Source organism: Neobacillus sp. S1115, assembly GCF_055385565.1.
On record NZ_AP038275.1, the window covers coordinates 3,867,527 to 3,882,733 of the forward strand.

Annotated in this window: 15 protein-coding genes and 1 pseudogene; 5 read left to right on the forward strand and 11 right to left on the reverse strand. The window is 36.4% G+C overall.

The genetic code is table 11. From position 1 onward, the window contains the following. Positions 1–20 precede the first annotated feature (20 nt). The 7 genes from ACZ5B7_RS18625 to ACZ5B7_RS18655 all read right to left on the reverse strand — a co-directional run bounded on the left by ACZ5B7_RS18625 (position 21) and on the right by ACZ5B7_RS18655 (position 7,679). Positions 21–1,106, reverse strand: a complete 1,086-nt coding sequence (locus ACZ5B7_RS18625) for a TRAP transporter substrate-binding protein (protein WP_464490524.1) — start codon at positions 1,104–1,106, stop codon at positions 21–23. 24 nt (positions 1,107–1,130) lie between these two features. Beyond that, a complete protein-coding gene (locus ACZ5B7_RS18630) occupies positions 1,131–1,898 on the reverse strand; it encodes a carboxymuconolactone decarboxylase family protein (protein ID WP_464490525.1) in 768 nt (255 codons plus the stop codon). A 245-nt stretch (positions 1,899–2,143) separates the two neighbouring features. Continuing rightward, positions 2,144–3,136: an ABC transporter ATP-binding protein gene (locus ACZ5B7_RS18635; protein WP_464490526.1), complete on the reverse strand. Its 993-nt coding sequence runs from the start codon at positions 3,134–3,136 to the stop codon at positions 2,144–2,146. Then, on the reverse strand, positions 3,118–4,080 hold the full coding sequence (locus ACZ5B7_RS18640) for an ABC transporter ATP-binding protein (RefSeq protein WP_464490527.1): 963 nt from the start codon (positions 4,078–4,080) through the stop codon (positions 3,118–3,120). The genes ACZ5B7_RS18635 and ACZ5B7_RS18640 overlap by 19 nt, the downstream gene beginning before the upstream one ends. A gap of 9 nt (positions 4,081–4,089) precedes the next feature. Continuing rightward, the gene (locus ACZ5B7_RS18645; protein ID WP_464490528.1) at positions 4,090–5,007 is read right to left on the reverse strand and encodes an ABC transporter permease; all 918 of its coding nucleotides are present in this window, start codon (positions 5,005–5,007) and stop codon (positions 4,090–4,092) included. Positions 5,008–5,043: 36 nt separating this feature from the next. Next, a complete protein-coding gene (locus ACZ5B7_RS18650) occupies positions 5,044–5,979 on the reverse strand; it encodes an ABC transporter permease (protein WP_464490529.1) in 936 nt (311 codons plus the stop codon). An 89-nt stretch (positions 5,980–6,068) separates the two neighbouring features. Then, positions 6,069–7,679: an ABC transporter substrate-binding protein gene (locus ACZ5B7_RS18655; RefSeq protein WP_464490530.1), complete on the reverse strand. Its 1,611-nt coding sequence runs from the start codon at positions 7,677–7,679 to the stop codon at positions 6,069–6,071. A gap of 619 nt (positions 7,680–8,298) precedes the next feature. Between ACZ5B7_RS18655 and ACZ5B7_RS18660 the strand changes: the two genes are divergently transcribed. Then, the gene (locus ACZ5B7_RS18660; protein ID WP_464490531.1) at positions 8,299–9,780 is read left to right on the forward strand and encodes an aldehyde dehydrogenase family protein; all 1,482 of its coding nucleotides are present in this window, start codon (positions 8,299–8,301) and stop codon (positions 9,778–9,780) included. Between the two features lie 138 nt (positions 9,781–9,918). Here the strand turns inward: ACZ5B7_RS18660 and ACZ5B7_RS18665 are convergent, their stop codons facing one another. The 4 genes and pseudogenes from ACZ5B7_RS18665 to ACZ5B7_RS18680 form a co-directional block, all read right to left on the reverse strand. Then, complete coding sequence (locus ACZ5B7_RS18665; RefSeq protein WP_464490532.1) at positions 9,919–10,293, reverse strand: nuclear transport factor 2 family protein; 375 nt, start codon at positions 10,291–10,293, stop codon at positions 9,919–9,921. Positions 10,294–10,422: 129 nt separating this feature from the next. Then, complete coding sequence (locus ACZ5B7_RS18670; RefSeq protein WP_464490533.1) at positions 10,423–10,923, reverse strand: DUF2975 domain-containing protein; 501 nt, start codon at positions 10,921–10,923, stop codon at positions 10,423–10,425. A 270-nt stretch (positions 10,924–11,193) separates the two neighbouring features. Continuing rightward, on the reverse strand, positions 11,194–11,586 hold the full coding sequence (locus ACZ5B7_RS18675) for an aldo/keto reductase (RefSeq protein WP_464490534.1): 393 nt from the start codon (positions 11,584–11,586) through the stop codon (positions 11,194–11,196). Continuing rightward, a pseudogene (locus ACZ5B7_RS18680) lies at positions 11,561–11,674 on the reverse strand (alcohol dehydrogenase); the annotation flags it as partial. The gene ACZ5B7_RS18675 and the pseudogene ACZ5B7_RS18680, both read right to left, overlap by 26 nt. Before the next feature lie 397 nt (positions 11,675–12,071). On the opposite strand from ACZ5B7_RS18680, the gene ACZ5B7_RS18685 reads away from it, so the two are divergent. The 4 genes from ACZ5B7_RS18685 (at position 12,072) to ACZ5B7_RS18700 (ending at position 15,152) form a co-directional block, all read left to right on the forward strand. Further along, positions 12,072–12,788: an urease accessory protein UreH domain-containing protein gene (locus ACZ5B7_RS18685; RefSeq protein ID WP_464490535.1), complete on the forward strand. Its 717-nt coding sequence runs from the start codon at positions 12,072–12,074 to the stop codon at positions 12,786–12,788. A 593-nt stretch (positions 12,789–13,381) separates the two neighbouring features. Next, on the forward strand, positions 13,382–13,816 hold the full coding sequence (locus ACZ5B7_RS18690; protein ID WP_464490536.1) for a MarR family winged helix-turn-helix transcriptional regulator: 435 nt from the start codon (positions 13,382–13,384) through the stop codon (positions 13,814–13,816). Between the two features lie 50 nt (positions 13,817–13,866). After that, positions 13,867–14,514 (forward strand): SDR family NAD(P)-dependent oxidoreductase, encoded by a 648-nt coding sequence (locus tag ACZ5B7_RS18695; RefSeq protein ID WP_464490537.1) that lies wholly within the window; start codon positions 13,867–13,869, stop codon positions 14,512–14,514. A gap of 101 nt (positions 14,515–14,615) precedes the next feature. Then, the gene (locus ACZ5B7_RS18700; RefSeq protein ID WP_464490538.1) at positions 14,616–15,152 is read left to right on the forward strand and encodes an NAD(P)H-dependent oxidoreductase; all 537 of its coding nucleotides are present in this window, start codon (positions 14,616–14,618) and stop codon (positions 15,150–15,152) included. Positions 15,153–15,207 lie beyond the last annotated feature (55 nt).

Sequence of the window (15,207 nt, forward strand, 5' to 3'; positions counted from 1 at the left end):
ATAGATTCTATTCTATTTTATTAAAATGGGATTTCTACTCCCTCATCCTTAAGCAGCTGTTTAAAATACTTCATCATTTCATCACCAGGATAGCCCTTTTTATTTGCTTCAGTTACCCAGTTATCCCACAACTTTTTAGCTGGGGCTTTAAATTTATTTAATTCGTCAGAACTTGGAGTAATCACTTTTCCTCCCTTATCTTGTACCCGTTTTTCAAATTCTTTAATAGAATTTTGCATTGAGCTCATATAAAGTTCTGACATCAATTCTTGATGTTTTGGCCCTAATTTTTCCACGAATAGTTTTTGAAGATCTTTTGGCATCTTATTGAATACGTTTGCATTTAGGAATAATCCATTGGAAGAAACCCCTAAATCGATCCTTGTCATGTATGGGGCAACTTCATTTAAATTAAACCCAATCGCTCCCGTTGTATTGTAGATAATATCATCCGCCATACCTTTTTCAACTGATTCATATAACTGTGAATTATCAATAGATACAGGGGCAGCTCCCCACAATTTGATTAATTCATTTCTAGAATAAAGGCTATTGACTATTTTCCGATTCTTTATATCTTTAACGGTTTCGATAGGATCAGAGGTATATAGCTGGGCTGTATCAGTAGATGAAGCACCGAGCCATACAGCATCTTTAAATGTATCTTTCATAAATTTCGCGTAAAATTTATTCATAACTTTTACCGCGACTTCAGAGTTAGGAATGGCAAAAGGTAAGTCTCCAATTGATAAAGGGAACAAGATATCGTTCTTGTCAGAACTTGCATATAATAGCCCCACATCAAACACGTCACCGCTTATATCATCATAACCAGTATCAGGTTTACCTAATGCTGAGCTTGGAAAAACATGAACTTTAACCCTTCCATTTGTTTCTTCTTCAACAAATTTTGCCCAAGGTTCTGCAACTTGTTTCGTATAAGGGTGAGTAGGTGGTGCAAGGTCATTGTAGTTTATTTCTATTACATCTTTACTGGCTTTTGTGGAGTCCTTGGATGATGTTGACGATTCTTTTGCCTGGCCGCATGCAGCTAAAACAAGCATTGTCATTAACATAATGGAGATTATCAAATTTCTTTTTTTCATATGCTTTCCCCCTATAAAATAGTTTTACTTTTTCCCCTTTTCAGCTAGCACCGATCTTAAAATTGGAATTCCCGCATAAAAAGTATCAACACCTTGAGCACTTGTTATTTTTAAAACCTCCATAATTTCTTCAAATGTCGCCCCTTGTCTTAAGGCACTTTGAATATGGACCCTAGTTCCAACAGCAAATAAATGTGTAGTGGCAATATCAACGGCAATGTAAATAAACTCCTTTAATTTCGGACTTAGAATGTCATTTTCCCAAGGGTTTGTCAGAAATTGATAATAACCTTCAAAAAACTGCTCATCATTTAATAAGAGCGTGTCTCGGAATGAATGCCAGTAGCCCATCTTTTGAATAAACTTTTCTTTTAACTCCTCCTGATGTGCATCCAATTTCACGTCTGCAAATGCGCCTGTTTCTTCAACTAGAATAGGAACCCCGACAGCACAAGTATGCATCCCTAGTACACTGACAAGTTTAAAAACTTCTAAAATTTCTTGTTCCGTAGCCCCTTGGTTGATGGCGTTTTCAATGTGAATTCTTAATGTATCCTTGCTTAAATTAGTAGGCGCCGAGCTTAAAGCGACATTAATTAACTCTCGGGACTTTGCGTCGAGAATGTTGTTTTTGTAGGGAGTAGCTACTAAGTTTTTATAAATCTCAAAGAATTCCGGGTCTTTTTCAGCTAAATAACTTAAAGTAGAGTTCCAATATCCCAAGTCTTTTTTGTAAGCTGCCTCAAGATCATTCACTAAGTCACTGGTTTTTGTTGTTTCTTGATTAACCAAAATTTAATCCTCCTTTGTTTTTTAAGATCATTACTTTGTAACTTTAAATATGCAACTATTGTGCCAACCCTCTTTAATTAATTAGGATAATGTTCTTATAGTAGTTAAAACCTAGCTATACTACCTATATTTTTGTTATTAAAAAATTAAATGAAGGCTAATTTAACCATGGAATCGTGAAAATTTTTATATCGGAATGTATTATTAATGAAACATGCCGTTTCATTATTGTTACACGGAAGGCCCTATATTAAATGGCACGAAACTTGGTGGTGATTAGAGACTTCCTTCAAATCCGGATATACTTCTTTACATTTTTCCGTTTTAACTGGACATCTTGAGTAAAAATAACATCCAGCAGGTGGATTTTCTGGGCTCGGAAGATCTCCCTCCAGAATGATTTTTTGTTTCAACCTTTTAACTTTAGGATCCGGGACAGGAACGGAAGATAATAAAGCCTGTGTATATGGATGCTTAGGAGTGTTAAATATCTCATCACGAGTCCCGATTTCTACTATTTTTCCTAAATACATTACGGCTACACGATCACTGATTTGCTCTACAACACTTAAATCATGAGAAATGAAGATATAAGTTAAATTGAATTGTTCTTGTAATTTTTTTAGCAAATTTAAAATTTGGGATTGTATCGATACGTCCAATGCTGAAACGGGTTCATCACAGACAATAAGCTGTGGTTTTAGCGCTAAGGCTCTTGCAATTCCAATTCGTTGGCGCTGCCCCCCTGAAAACTCATGGGGGTATCGCTCCATATGGTACTCGTCTAAGCCCACTAGCTTAAGGAGATTTATTACCTCATTTTCAATTTCATATCTTGGAACAGTTTTATTAATAATAAAAGGTTCACTCAGTATCTTTTTTACCGTATGTTTTGGATTTAAAGAACTATAGGGATCTTGAAAAACTACTTGAATTTCCTTACGAAATTCTTTCATTGCAGTTTTGTTTTTCATTAAAATATTTTCATTATTAAATAGCACTTCTCCAGATGTGGGATCTATTAAACGGAGAAGACACATTCCCGTTGTACTTTTTCCACAACCTGATTCACCAACGATACTAAAGGTTTCTCCTCGTTTTACATCGAATGATACTTCATCTACTGCTTTTAATTGTTTTTCAGAATTACTAAACATTCCCTTTTTTACAGGATAATATTTTTTTAATCCGTTTACTTCTAGAAGTACATCCGTTTTTACTACATTTTGTTCCAACATCGAACACTCCTTCCTTCTCCAACCCCCTCTAATACTGGTTCTTTTTCGGAACAAATCTTCATTACTTCATTGCAGCGTGGATGGAATCTGCATCCTTTAGGCATGTTGTCAATATTAGGAACACTGCCCTTTATGGTATAAAACTCTTGAGAGCGTTGTCCTATTTTAGGAACAGATTGCATTAAATCTCTCGTATAGGGGTGAACAGGTTTGTCAAAAATGTCTTCTACACTCGCCTCTTCAATAACCTGCCCCGCATACATGACAATCACTTTTTGGCATGTTTCCGCTACTACTCCTAAATCATGAGTAATCATGATGATGGACATATTCAAATCTCGCTGAAGGTCGGATAATAGACTTAGAATTTGCGCCTGGATGGTAACATCTAATGCAGTAGTAGGCTCATCAGCTATTAACACCTTTGGATTGCAAGCTAAAGCCATCGAAATCATTACACGTTGGCGCATTCCGCCGGACAACTCATGGGGGTAAAGCTTTAATTTCTCTTTAGCATTCGGGATTTTTACTTGTTCTAGAACATCTATGGATTTTGTCATTATTTCACTATTACTCAAATCAGTATGATACTTATACACTTCGGCAATTTGATTTCCTATCGTAAAGGAAGGATTAAGTGATGTCATTGGTTCTTGGAAGATCATCGTAATATCTTTTCCACGAACTCTATTCATCTCTTTATCAGACATTTTTGTTAAATCTTTTCCCCTATAATAAATGCTCCCTGAATTTAAGTTTAATGTCTTTGGAATAAGCCCCATAATGGCCAATGATGTCATACTCTTTCCACAACCGCTTTCACCCACTATGGCAGTAAATTCTCCTTCGTTTATGGAAAAGCTAACATCCTTTAAAATAGGGCTAAAAGTACCCTTATCATGTCTGCCTACACTTAAACTTTGTACATCTAATAACTTGCTCATCTTAACCCCCTATTTGCGTTGAACCTTTATGTGGGGGTCGAAGGCATCACGAATCGCATCCCCCAATATGTTAAACGCGATTGACACAATTAATAGTGCTAAACCAGGGAAAATGACCAATCCAGGTGTAGACGTAATATATTGAAATCCCTCTTGAATCATATTTCCCCAAGCAGGTGTAGGTGGTTGAACACCGACCCCGATAAAACTCAAACTAGCTTCAATCCGAATAGAAGTTGACATGTTCAAAGTGGTCATAACAAGAAGCGGCCCTAAGATATTCGGAAAAATGTGCAGCAACATAATTCTTAAGTTCCCGCCGCCAAGTGAAATGGCAGCTTTAATATACTCCTTTTCCTTCACTTCCATTGTTGAACCACGAGCCACCCGTGCGATACTAGGGATTAATCCAATACTAATTACTACAATTAATGTGGTCATACTGGATCCCAGCGCTACTAACACCATAAGTCCAAATAAAAGCATTGGAATGATCATAATAGACTCTAAAATTCTCATTAAAATATCATCAATCCATCCACCTTTATAAGCGGCGACCATTCCAATGAAACCGCCAGCAATAGAGCTTATGGCTACAGATAAAAAGCCAACGAAAAGGGAAGTCTGTGAACCTAAGATGATGCGGCTTAGAATATCCCTTCCAAAGGGGTCTGTTCCCAGCCAATGGGAAGACGAAGGTCTTTGTGCACGGTTTACCACATTCTGGGCAATGGGATCATATGGCATTATGATTGGAGCAGCAATGGCGATTAATAACATCGTTATTAGAATAATCAAACTTACGATCCCAAGTTTGTTTTTTCTAAAGGTTTTCCATTCCATTGATTTTGATTTAGCAGCTTTTATTTTTTTATATTGAGATGGGTTTTCCAGAAGATTTGGATCATTCTCCAAGGAATGGGGCATGTAATCAGCTCCTCTCTTCATTCCTTTTACTAAAATTTAGTTAGGTCTAATTTTGGGATTTGCAATGGAATAACTTATGTCAACAATTAAATTAACAACTATGACCAATACGGCAAATAATATTAAACAGCCCTGAAGGATTGGAAAATCCCTTGTTGAAATTGCCCCAACTGCTAAGCTGCCTAATCCTGGACGACTGAAAATCGTTTCAGTAATAACAGCCCCGCTTATTAGAGCAGTTATATCCAACCCAATGATCGTAATGACGGGAATTAAACTGTTTCTCATTGCATGCTTAAAGATTACGATTCTTTTTGGTATTCCTTTTGCTCTTGCGGTCCGTATATAGTCTTGATTGATTTGCTCGAGCATGCTAGCCCTAGAAAACCTCATTAATACACCCGAAAGAATTAAGCCAAGTGTTAAGGAAGGAAGAAACAAATGAGAAAGCACTCCCCAAAATCCTTCCCCTTCACCCATTGAGGGAAACAAATCTACCTTTAATGAAAGTGTAAATATGAGGATAATCCCCAACAAAAACGGAGGGATTGAGACCCAAGTCATTGATATTATTCTTACTAAATTGTCTATTAGAGAGTTGGGTTTTAGTGCAGATAAAATCCCGCTAGGTATACCAATTACACATCCTATAAAAATACTAACCACACTTAATACCATTGTGTGCCAAAAATTATCAAAGATTAGATTCATCACAGGTGTACCTGAAGCAATGGATACACCCAAATCCCCCTTCAATGTATCCCATAAAAATAAAACATATTGCTGCCAGATAGGAACATTTAGTCCTAATTGTTCACGTAAATTTTGAAGTGCTTCTTCACCGGCACTTTCTCCCAAAATCGCTAAAGCGGGATCTCCGGGGAGAACTCGGAGAGCGAAAAATATGATACTAATCGTTATAAACATAGTGGGAATGGCAACTAAAATTCTTCGGATGAGGTATTTAACCATATAGGCTCCCTCCAATAATCTATTTCTAAGAAATTACTACACTTCAAAACTCTGTTAAAAAATCTACTTCTTTTTTTGTAAGAGAGTGGTTACTTTATGCTTGTTGTCTCGGTAATTGGATAAAAATAGCTCATCGTACCTTTAAAGTCATATCCCAATACCACATTTTTACTTCGTACAAGTACACTTTTCGTTTGGGCTAAAGGAACCACAACATATTCGTCCATGATCTGCTTTTGAATCTCTTTGTACATTTCCTTAGCTTTATTGGTATCTAATTCTTTTCCTGCTGCCTCAATTAATTGGTCTGATTTATTAAAGTGCGAAAAATTAAGTTTTGCTGTTTGCATACCAACGGTTGAAGGCCCGTAATAATGGTCTACCAACGCGAAAGCAGCATGAGGCTTTGGTGATCTACCATAAAGCACAAGACCATTTAAATCTTTTCGAATATTAGCTCCATATGTTGGAACGTCGACTTTATTTAACTCCATATTTATTCCCACTTTTCTAAGTTCTTCTTGAATAAAAGTCATCAATTTAACATAGGTGTCCCGAGAGCTCAGAAATTGAGGAGGGAGTGTGAGTCCATTTGCATATCCTGCTTTTGCTAATAATTCTTTCGATAATTCAGGGTCGTATTTATAAATACCCAAATCAGCGTGCCCGAATATTTTGCTTGGGATTGGTCCCGAAGCTAACTGTCCTGCGGAACTTGACCCATATACTTCTTTTACATATTTCTTAATATCAATCGCATGCGCAATAGCCTTTCTTACTTGAATGTCGTCAAAAGGCTTCATTGCTGTGTTCAAGAAAAGTCCCCAAAAAATATTAGGCTCAGGAAAATCTAAAACCATATTTGTTTTTTTCTCCATTTGTTGCAGCCAAAGCTGGTCACCCTCACCTAATGCCATTTGAATTTCGCCTTTTTCTAATGCCACATCAATAGCATTTCGGTCACTCATGATTAAGTACTCAATTCGATCCAATTTAGGTTCCCCGCGAAAGTATTTAGGATTTTTCTCTAAGACTACTTTTTGGCCTTGTTTATATTCTTTTAACATAAAAGGACCAGTACCTATCGGTTTTACCATCGAATCTTTTCCAGCAGCTTCAATTGCTTCTTTTTTGACAATTGCCCCTGCAGAACCATCCATTAGAATTCGAAGAAGAAATGCAGAATCTGGGTTTTTTAAATAAAATACTGCAGTATAAGGATCTGTTGCTTCAACTTTTTCTATTACTGATAACTCTGAATTAAATGGAGAGCCTGTTTTAGGATCTAGTAATCTTTCAAAAGTCCACTTTACGTCGGACGACGTAAATTCCCCGTATCCGTTATGCCACTGGACACCTTTACGAAGATGAAAAGTCCAAATTGTTCCTTCCTGATTCGTTTCCCATGACTCCGCTAAATCTCCTTCAATTTCCTCTCCTGAAACTGTACCTGGTTTAAAGCGAACTAGTCCATTGAATATTGGCTGGGTTACTGTGAGGTCTGATGCTGTTGAGTTGAAATGAGGATCCAACCGTGTCGCGTCACTAGTCAGTGCAACTTTTAATACTTTTTCTCCGCTCGATTTATTTTGGGTTGTCCCTGTGGACTTCTTTGCTGTTTGATTGGAAGAGCATCCTGTAAGAGCTAAAATCATACTTAACAATACCAAAAATCCTATATTTAACCATTTTCTTTTCACCTTTCACGTCTCCCCCTTCTACCTCAAAAAAGAATTCTGTTTCCATCATTTTAAGAGATTTAAAAAAGCCCATTATAATGTCTCGTTTCGCCAATGCAAGAAAACCCTTTCATTTCTAAAGCTTCTATCCAACATTCTCAAAAGAAATCTATTAAATCACCCTTTCTTTTTGCCTAGCTACTCACGTTCTATTTATTAACCATGCAATAATCATGCCAATCTCATAATGGTAATTACCAATATATAAAAACACCATTTTTATCCTAGTTTTCTGAATTTCTGTTTCACTTATAAAACTACATGTCTTAAAACTAAAACAGAAAATGATTGAAATTGATGTTTCCAAAATTACTTGATATTAACAGTTTTGTATGCAGAATGACTTTCAAATAAAGGAAACAGCTTAAGTAAAAGTGATTTTTTAAAAATTAATTTTTCGTTAAATATCTAATAAATCATTTTGGCATGGTTTTTGCATCATTAACAATCAAGGAGGTGGATTCAGTAAGGATTATTAGAATAAACCGAATTTGTCGGGTGTAAATCGGAAGGTCATGAATTTATTAATTGAGGAAATATTTCTGTTTGACAAATATTTTGCATATATGGAGGAATGTAAATGGTACAAACATTGGAATTAAACCAAAAGGTGGCTGAATTTCTAAAAGGTACTAAAAAACTGTTTATCAACGGGAAATGGGTTGAATCTGTAAGCGGAAAGACATTTGAAACCAAAAATCCTGCTACCGGCGAAGTCATTACCACCGTATATGAAGCCCAAGAAGCAGATATTGATCGTGCTGTAAAAGCTGCACGGGAGGCATTTGATAATGGTCCCTGGTCTAAACTAACTGCTTCAGATCGAAGCCGTCTTATCTATAAATTAGCCGACTTAATGGAAGAAAATTTAGAGGAACTAGCACAACTTGAAACATTAGATAATGGAAAACCGATTAATGAATCTAAATTTTTTGATGTTCCGACAGCCATTGAACACTTTCGATATTATGCCGGCTGGTCAACTAAAATCGTCGGGCAGACCATCCCGGTAAACGGTAATTTCTTTACCTATACTAGACATGAACCTGTAGGTGTAGTTGGACAAATTATTCCTTGGAATTTTCCTCTTTTAATGGCCGCTTGGAAATTAGGGGCTGCACTTGCAACAGGTTGTACAGTCGTTTTGAAGCCAGCAGAACAAACGCCGCTGTCAGCCTTGTATTTAGCTAAGTTGATACAGGAAGCCGGTTTCCCTGATGGAGTGGTTAATATTGTTCCGGGATTTGGAACGACAGCAGGCGAACCCCTGGTAAGGCATAAAATGGTTAACAAAGTAGCCTTTACTGGATCAACAGTAGTGGGAAAACAGATTATGCGCCTTGCCTCTGATTCTCTCAAAAGAGTGACATTAGAGCTTGGAGGAAAATCACCGAATATTATTCTTCCAGATGCAGATTTGACAAAAGCTATCCCTGGCTCACTGATGGGGATCATGTTTAATCAAGGGCAAGTTTGCACTGCAGGCTCTCGTCTGTTTGTCCAAAAGAAAGCGTATGATAATGTCGTAGCTGACCTTGTCTCATATTCAAAAAGTATCAAACAGGGACCGGGGCTAGATTCGAATACGCAAATGGGACCACTTGTTACAGAAAAACAGCAAAATCGCGTGATGAGCTATATTGAAAAAGGGCAGCAAGAGGGGGCTGAAATGTTAACAGGTGGAAGAAATCCATTTGATAGCGGGTATTTTGTTGAGCCGACGATATTCTCAGCCGTAGAGGACAATATGACAATTGCAAGGGAAGAAATTTTTGGCCCGGTCCTTGTTGCTATGCCGTTTGATGATTTAGATGAAGTAATAAAACGTGCCAATAACACTGCTTATGGCCTTGCTGCAGCCGTTTGGACTGAGAATGTTCGCAATGCCCACTATGTAGCTAGTAAACTACAAGCCGGGACGGTCTGGGTCAATAGTTATAATGCTGTAGATGCAGCCGCGCCATTTGGTGGTTTCAAGCAGTCCGGAATTGGGCGTGAAATGGGATCTTATGCGCTTGATGCCTATACTGAAGTGAAAAGTGTTTTTGTTAATATGGATTAAGGTTAGGTTGCATGAAGTAATCTTAATAAGAATAGGTTTTGACTTTGACAACAACTACGATAAGATTTCCTACGGTCAAAAGACCATCCATTTGGATGGTCTTTCTTATATGTGTACAGTTAGGAAAGGAATACTAGCTCAAAATACGCCATTTTCGTTGGGAGAATTCTCCGGTATAGGCTGACCTACATCCCACAATTCGACGATGGATTCGTTATGGAAGCGGAATATATGGACCACTGCCACCCCAAGGTCATCGGGTTTTTGTTTTATATGGGAGTAAACTACAACCATATTCTCATCTTCAATGACACGTTTTACTTCAAGGCTTTTGTTAGGATTCTGGGCAGCATTCTCTTCCATTGCGAGCATTAGAGAGTCAGCATCTCCACGGAAAAAAGGATTATGATGGCGAAAATCCGGACTAATGTACCTACTGTATGCTTCGCGCACTTCCCCCGACGCAACCAATTCCAAAAACGACACAGCATTTTCTTTTAAAGAGTTCTTCATTGAAAATCTTCCTTTCCTTAAAGTGTAACTTTTAGGCTAACTCTTTGTAATTATTGTTAATCACATGAGATTCAATAAAATGGGGTCTCGATACATCTATCTTAATAATAATCAACAAAGTTTTCCAGCTCAGATCATTAAATCATTTTCAGATTTAATATCAACTGCTTTTTTACAAAGCTTTTGAAGAACCGTTGCAAAAACTGCGATTACAATGGAAGCAAAAATAATGACCAAGCCGATAAGTAAAATCCCTGGATTTCCCGCATTTTGTGAGATGAGAGTGACAATACCTGCCACATACCATGCACTGATTGTGATGGCGCAAAATTTTATATATTTAATAGACGTTATCGATAATTCTGAGAAGGCTTTGTTTTTGTCAATATAGCCTAACAGCTTTAACACTTGAAAAAGTGCAAAGAAGAACGGAATAGCTGTCATATAGATCCCGATTAACAGAGGATATTTCAAATGGATAAACTCAGGATACATGTCAGCAAATACATTTGCTTGCCAAGGCAACCAATATATACATAAAACAAGGACAGTTATTCCGACTATACAAACAGCTATTTTTAACATAAGAATTTTTCCTCGGTCCACAATATCCATCAGCTCTTGATTCATTTAAAAGCACCTCACTTATTGAACTTTGATTTCATTTTAATGGAAATTTTATCGTTTTTCAATAAATTATTAGTGTATTTTAATATATCAACAAAAACCCCCGACATTAATCGGGGGTTACACTGTGAAATTTTCAATGGAGATGTTCTTTTTTACCTACTTATTCAATTTAGTCCACCAAAAGGAGCTAGGAATGAAGTACTTCTAATATAAAAAGAAGGAGTACATGCGATACATCCTTCTCAACCTAACATCAAAATTTGGTAAGTCCTATCTCCATTTACCTGTTAATACCTCTGTTCGATCCGTTGCAGGTGAAGGTGTTCTCGATAAATTGGAAATTTCAGCGTACATTTCTTCTGTCATTTTAAAATCGACAGCAGCTATTGAAACTTCCAATTGTTCCAAATTACGTGCACCAATGATCGGAGCTGTTACAGCGGGATTAGCCATTACCCCAGCAACGGCTAAAGTTGCAGGTTTCACATCATGCTCTTGTGGATACTTTGTGAACGCTTCAGCCGTAACAAAATCTTCTTTAGCACCGTAACGGTCACCGTAGCGAGCATCCTCGACAAGGCGCCCCTGTTCTGGACGTTTGTTCACTCCATATTTACCAGTTAATAAGCCAGCACCAAGCGTACTGAATCTCAATAAGGACATCTCGCGGCTTTAAATCCCTGCGCTCTATCGAGGTCGGTTTGAATGGACCTTTTGGATTGAATACAGCACGTGCTTTAGCGTTAATCATATAAAATCCTCCTGTAAAACAAATATAATTGGTACTTTACAATCTTGTTGGTTGGGATTTCCCGGACATTTTCTGTCTAAATACACAACATAAATTAATTAGTGTGTTTTTATTCAAAAATACTAGGCTCCCTCTTAGCAAGATTAATCAACATCTGTTTATCATTATAAATAGAACCAAGATGCTTTCAATGGTTAAAAACACGCATTTCGTTGTTTACTCAACAAATCTATAAAAATTGTTGATTATCTTTTTAACAATTTTATCAATAAAGATAATCCATTCTATGATATTATTGATTAATGCTCAAAACCATTCTAAATTCTTTGGTTAAATTCCATCCAACTTACAAATGTTTGGTGTTTGCTTTTTTACTATTTTTAAAGGAGGTTATTTAATGGAGGTAAGTTTTCTATCCATTCTTGCTTTAGGATTTGTGCTGGGTATCAAACACGCAATAGAACCAGACCATGTGATTGCTGTATCTACCATTGCTAGTCAAAGTAAAAAATTATTACGTTCATCTTTAGCAGGAGTATTCTGGGGAATTGGTCATACTGCTACATTATTTATTATCGGGATTATCATTATTCTTATGAAAGGCGAAATACCTGAAAAATGGGCGATGTCATTAGAATTTTTAGTTGGTATCATGCTTGTTTATCTCGGAGTTTCAACTGTCATTTCATTTAAGAGTATCCACATACATCAGCATGAACACCATGGAGAAGAACATAAACATATTCACTCTCATACTCATATGGGAAAACACGGGCATAAACATAATCATAAAAATGTCTCATACTTAAAATCCATGGTGATTGGCTTAATTCATGGTCTTGCTGGGAGTGGGGCTATGGTACTTTTGACCATGAGTACTGTTAATAGTGTTTGGGAAGCGGCAATCTATATCCTTATATTTGGTGTAGGAACCATAATTGGAATGCTTTTCTTTACCACAATTATAGGAATTCCTTTCGTTTTTAGCTCCAAAAAAGTTGGGCTAAATAAATCACTTACTCAAATAACGGGCTTGATTAGTATAGTGTTTGGGATATTTTATATGTACAACTTAGGGGTAACTGAAGGGTTATTTAAACTTTGGATACAGTAGTTTCATTGAAGAGAGATGGATTTTCCATCTCTCTTCTTTATCTCTCCTGAATTGTACGCTGAATAAAAAGCTGCCATAGTGTTCTTAACATCTTTTTCATCTATAGTTAATGTTCATGAGAACTGATATTGTTTACAATTGTATTATATTCTTGGTCACTAATAATCCCTAACACTTTACATAAGTAGGAATGTAATTGGATTTTTTTCTTAATGCGTTTAGATGGAAACACCCTTATCACTCCCTTTATTCTTATATTATTTAATTCCTCTAAAAAGTTTCCTTAATGCAAAAAGTTTTCCTTGATAAAAACTATTATCTTTATAAAGCCATCGAGATTAATCGTTTTTTGACATTTCAAGTTTGAAATGGATGGATGGATGCACCAATATTTGGAATCACAATTGGCGAAAAAAGCTTTCCGCTTTGTTCACCTTTCATTCAATAATAATAAAATTAAATTTCTGTGAAGACTCATCGAGCGATTCTTGAAAATGATGCATAAGAACCGTCCCCATGTATCATAATTTAGTTGACCTTAACGTAATTTCGTGTTAATTTGTATATGCAAATGAATAAAAGGATTTGATCAAATGAATGAAGAAGAACAGGTATTAATTCATTGTCTTTACTTCACAGCCAGCCGGTTTGCTCGTAACATTACAAAATTAGCCGAAAGAACATTTGATTTTGGTGACCTTGCTCCTTCATATCTTTACATGATTATGATTGTGAAGTTCCATCCAGAAATCACACAGAAGGAACTATGCCACAAATTATCCATTGCGCCTTCGACCAGTACGAGGTTTATTGATAAACTTGAAAAATTAAAACTGGTCACCAGAAAAATGGATGGAAAACAATCGTTTATTACACTAACTGAAGAAGGAGAAAAAGTGTACGATGAATTTCGAGACTCTTTAAAAGAATTGTTCTCCAGTTATTCAGAAGTATTAGGACGCGAATTCAGTAAGGATTTAAGTAAAACGCTTCACGAGGCTAGCAATAAATTAGAAAAAAAACTTTAATTTTTTTGTATCTTCATTTGCATATACAAATATAATTAGGAGGCTTTATTATGTCAGAACAAATATTACTGATTGTTGGTGCAGGTCCAGGGATTAGCTTAAATACAGCAAGGAAATTCGGAAAAGAAGGCTTTAAAGTTGCTCTTATTTCCCGCAGCATGAAGTCATTACAAAAATATGAAAATGATCTTAAAAATGATGGGATTGAAGCAACAGGATTTCCAGGGGATGTCTCCACAGAAAAATCTCTAAAAACTGCCATTGATGCTGTAATTAAGACTTTGGGAAAAATTGATGTACTCTTATACAATGCTGCATCAGGAAGACCAGGCAAACCAACAACATTAAGCGTGGACCAATTAGTAGAAGATTTTAAAATCAGTGTAGCCGGAGCACTTACTAGTGTAAAAGAAGTGATACCTTATATGCAAAATGGAACCATTTTGTTAACCGGCGGCGGATTAGCTCTTCACCCATATGCTGACTATGCTTCATTAGCAATTGGAAAAGCAGGTATTCGCAATTTAGCATATAGCCTGCGCCAAGAATTGAGCCCTAAAGGAATTTATGTAGGAACATTAACGATTAACGGGTTTGTTCAAGAAGGAACCTATTACTCTGCAGAAAATATTGCGAAGGCATTTTATAGCATGTACGAAAATCAAACTGAAACAGAAATTATATTTGAAGAAAAGTAAATTTTTTTGAAAATACATTTGCATATACAAATATAAAAAAGCTCAGAATGAAAAAATAAGTGAAATCTAAACTAGAAAAATAGACAAAAGGAGACTTACAAATGAAAACTCTTGTAATTATCACCCACCCAAATTTAGAACAATCCCGAATTAACCGTACTTGGATGCAGGAATTGCAAAAACACGAAGAAATTACGATTCATACTCTTTATCAGACTTATCCAGACGGGAAAATTAATGTAGCACACGAACAAAGCCTATTAGAATCACATGATCGTATTATTCTTCAATTTCCATTCTACTGGTACAGCACGCCCTCTTTGTTAAAAAAATGGCAGGATGAAGTGCTCTCTTACGGCTGGGCCTATGGCCCAGGCGGCGACAAGCTTCACGGTAAAGAACTAGGTCTTGCGATTTCAACCTTTGGACCGGAAGAGTCTTATCAGCCTACAGGCTACAACCATTTTACCATGGAGACCTTAACAACTCCTTTACAGCAAACAAGCAATCTCATTGGTACGAAGTTTCTTCCATTGTTTGTGTTGAATGGTGTTATGCATGTCACAGATGAACAACTTGAAGAAAATGCAAAAGCATATGTAAATTACGTCTTTCAGCCATCTTTAATTGAAGCTTAATTAAAATATTTAAATAAAGGTATTTCTTCCACTAAAATACCTTTTAATAATTTTT

Excerpts from the sequence above, each read along its gene's own strand:
- ACZ5B7_RS18635 (WP_464490526.1), bottom strand. The coding sequence starts at position 3,136 with ATGTTGGAACAAAATGTAGTAAAAACGGATGTACTTCTAGAAGTAAAC.
- ACZ5B7_RS18650 (WP_464490529.1), bottom strand. The coding sequence starts at position 5,979 with ATGGTTAAATACCTCATCCGAAGAATTTTAGTTGCCATTCCCACTATG.
- ACZ5B7_RS18670 (WP_464490533.1), bottom strand. The coding sequence starts at position 10,923 with ATGAATCAAGAGCTGATGGATATTGTGGACCGAGGAAAAATTCTTATG.
- ACZ5B7_RS18675 (WP_464490534.1), bottom strand. The coding sequence starts at position 11,586 with ATGTCCTTATTGAGATTCAGTACGCTTGGTGCTGGCTTATTAACTGGT.
- ACZ5B7_RS18625 (WP_464490524.1), bottom strand. The coding sequence starts at position 1,106 with ATGAAAAAAAGAAATTTGATAATCTCCATTATGTTAATGACAATGCTT.
- ACZ5B7_RS18700 (WP_464490538.1), top strand. The coding sequence starts at position 14,616 with ATGAAAACTCTTGTAATTATCACCCACCCAAATTTAGAACAATCCCGA.
- ACZ5B7_RS18690 (WP_464490536.1), top strand. The coding sequence starts at position 13,382 with ATGAATGAAGAAGAACAGGTATTAATTCATTGTCTTTACTTCACAGCC.
- ACZ5B7_RS18695 (WP_464490537.1), top strand. The coding sequence starts at position 13,867 with ATGTCAGAACAAATATTACTGATTGTTGGTGCAGGTCCAGGGATTAGC.
- ACZ5B7_RS18640 (WP_464490527.1), bottom strand. The coding sequence starts at position 4,080 with ATGAGCAAGTTATTAGATGTACAAAGTTTAAGTGTAGGCAGACATGAT.
- ACZ5B7_RS18665 (WP_464490532.1), bottom strand. The coding sequence starts at position 10,293 with ATGAAGAACTCTTTAAAAGAAAATGCTGTGTCGTTTTTGGAATTGGTT.
- ACZ5B7_RS18645 (WP_464490528.1), bottom strand. The coding sequence starts at position 5,007 with ATGCCCCATTCCTTGGAGAATGATCCAAATCTTCTGGAAAACCCATCT.
- ACZ5B7_RS18660 (WP_464490531.1), top strand. The coding sequence starts at position 8,299 with ATGGTACAAACATTGGAATTAAACCAAAAGGTGGCTGAATTTCTAAAA.
- ACZ5B7_RS18685 (WP_464490535.1), top strand. The coding sequence starts at position 12,072 with ATGGAGGTAAGTTTTCTATCCATTCTTGCTTTAGGATTTGTGCTGGGT.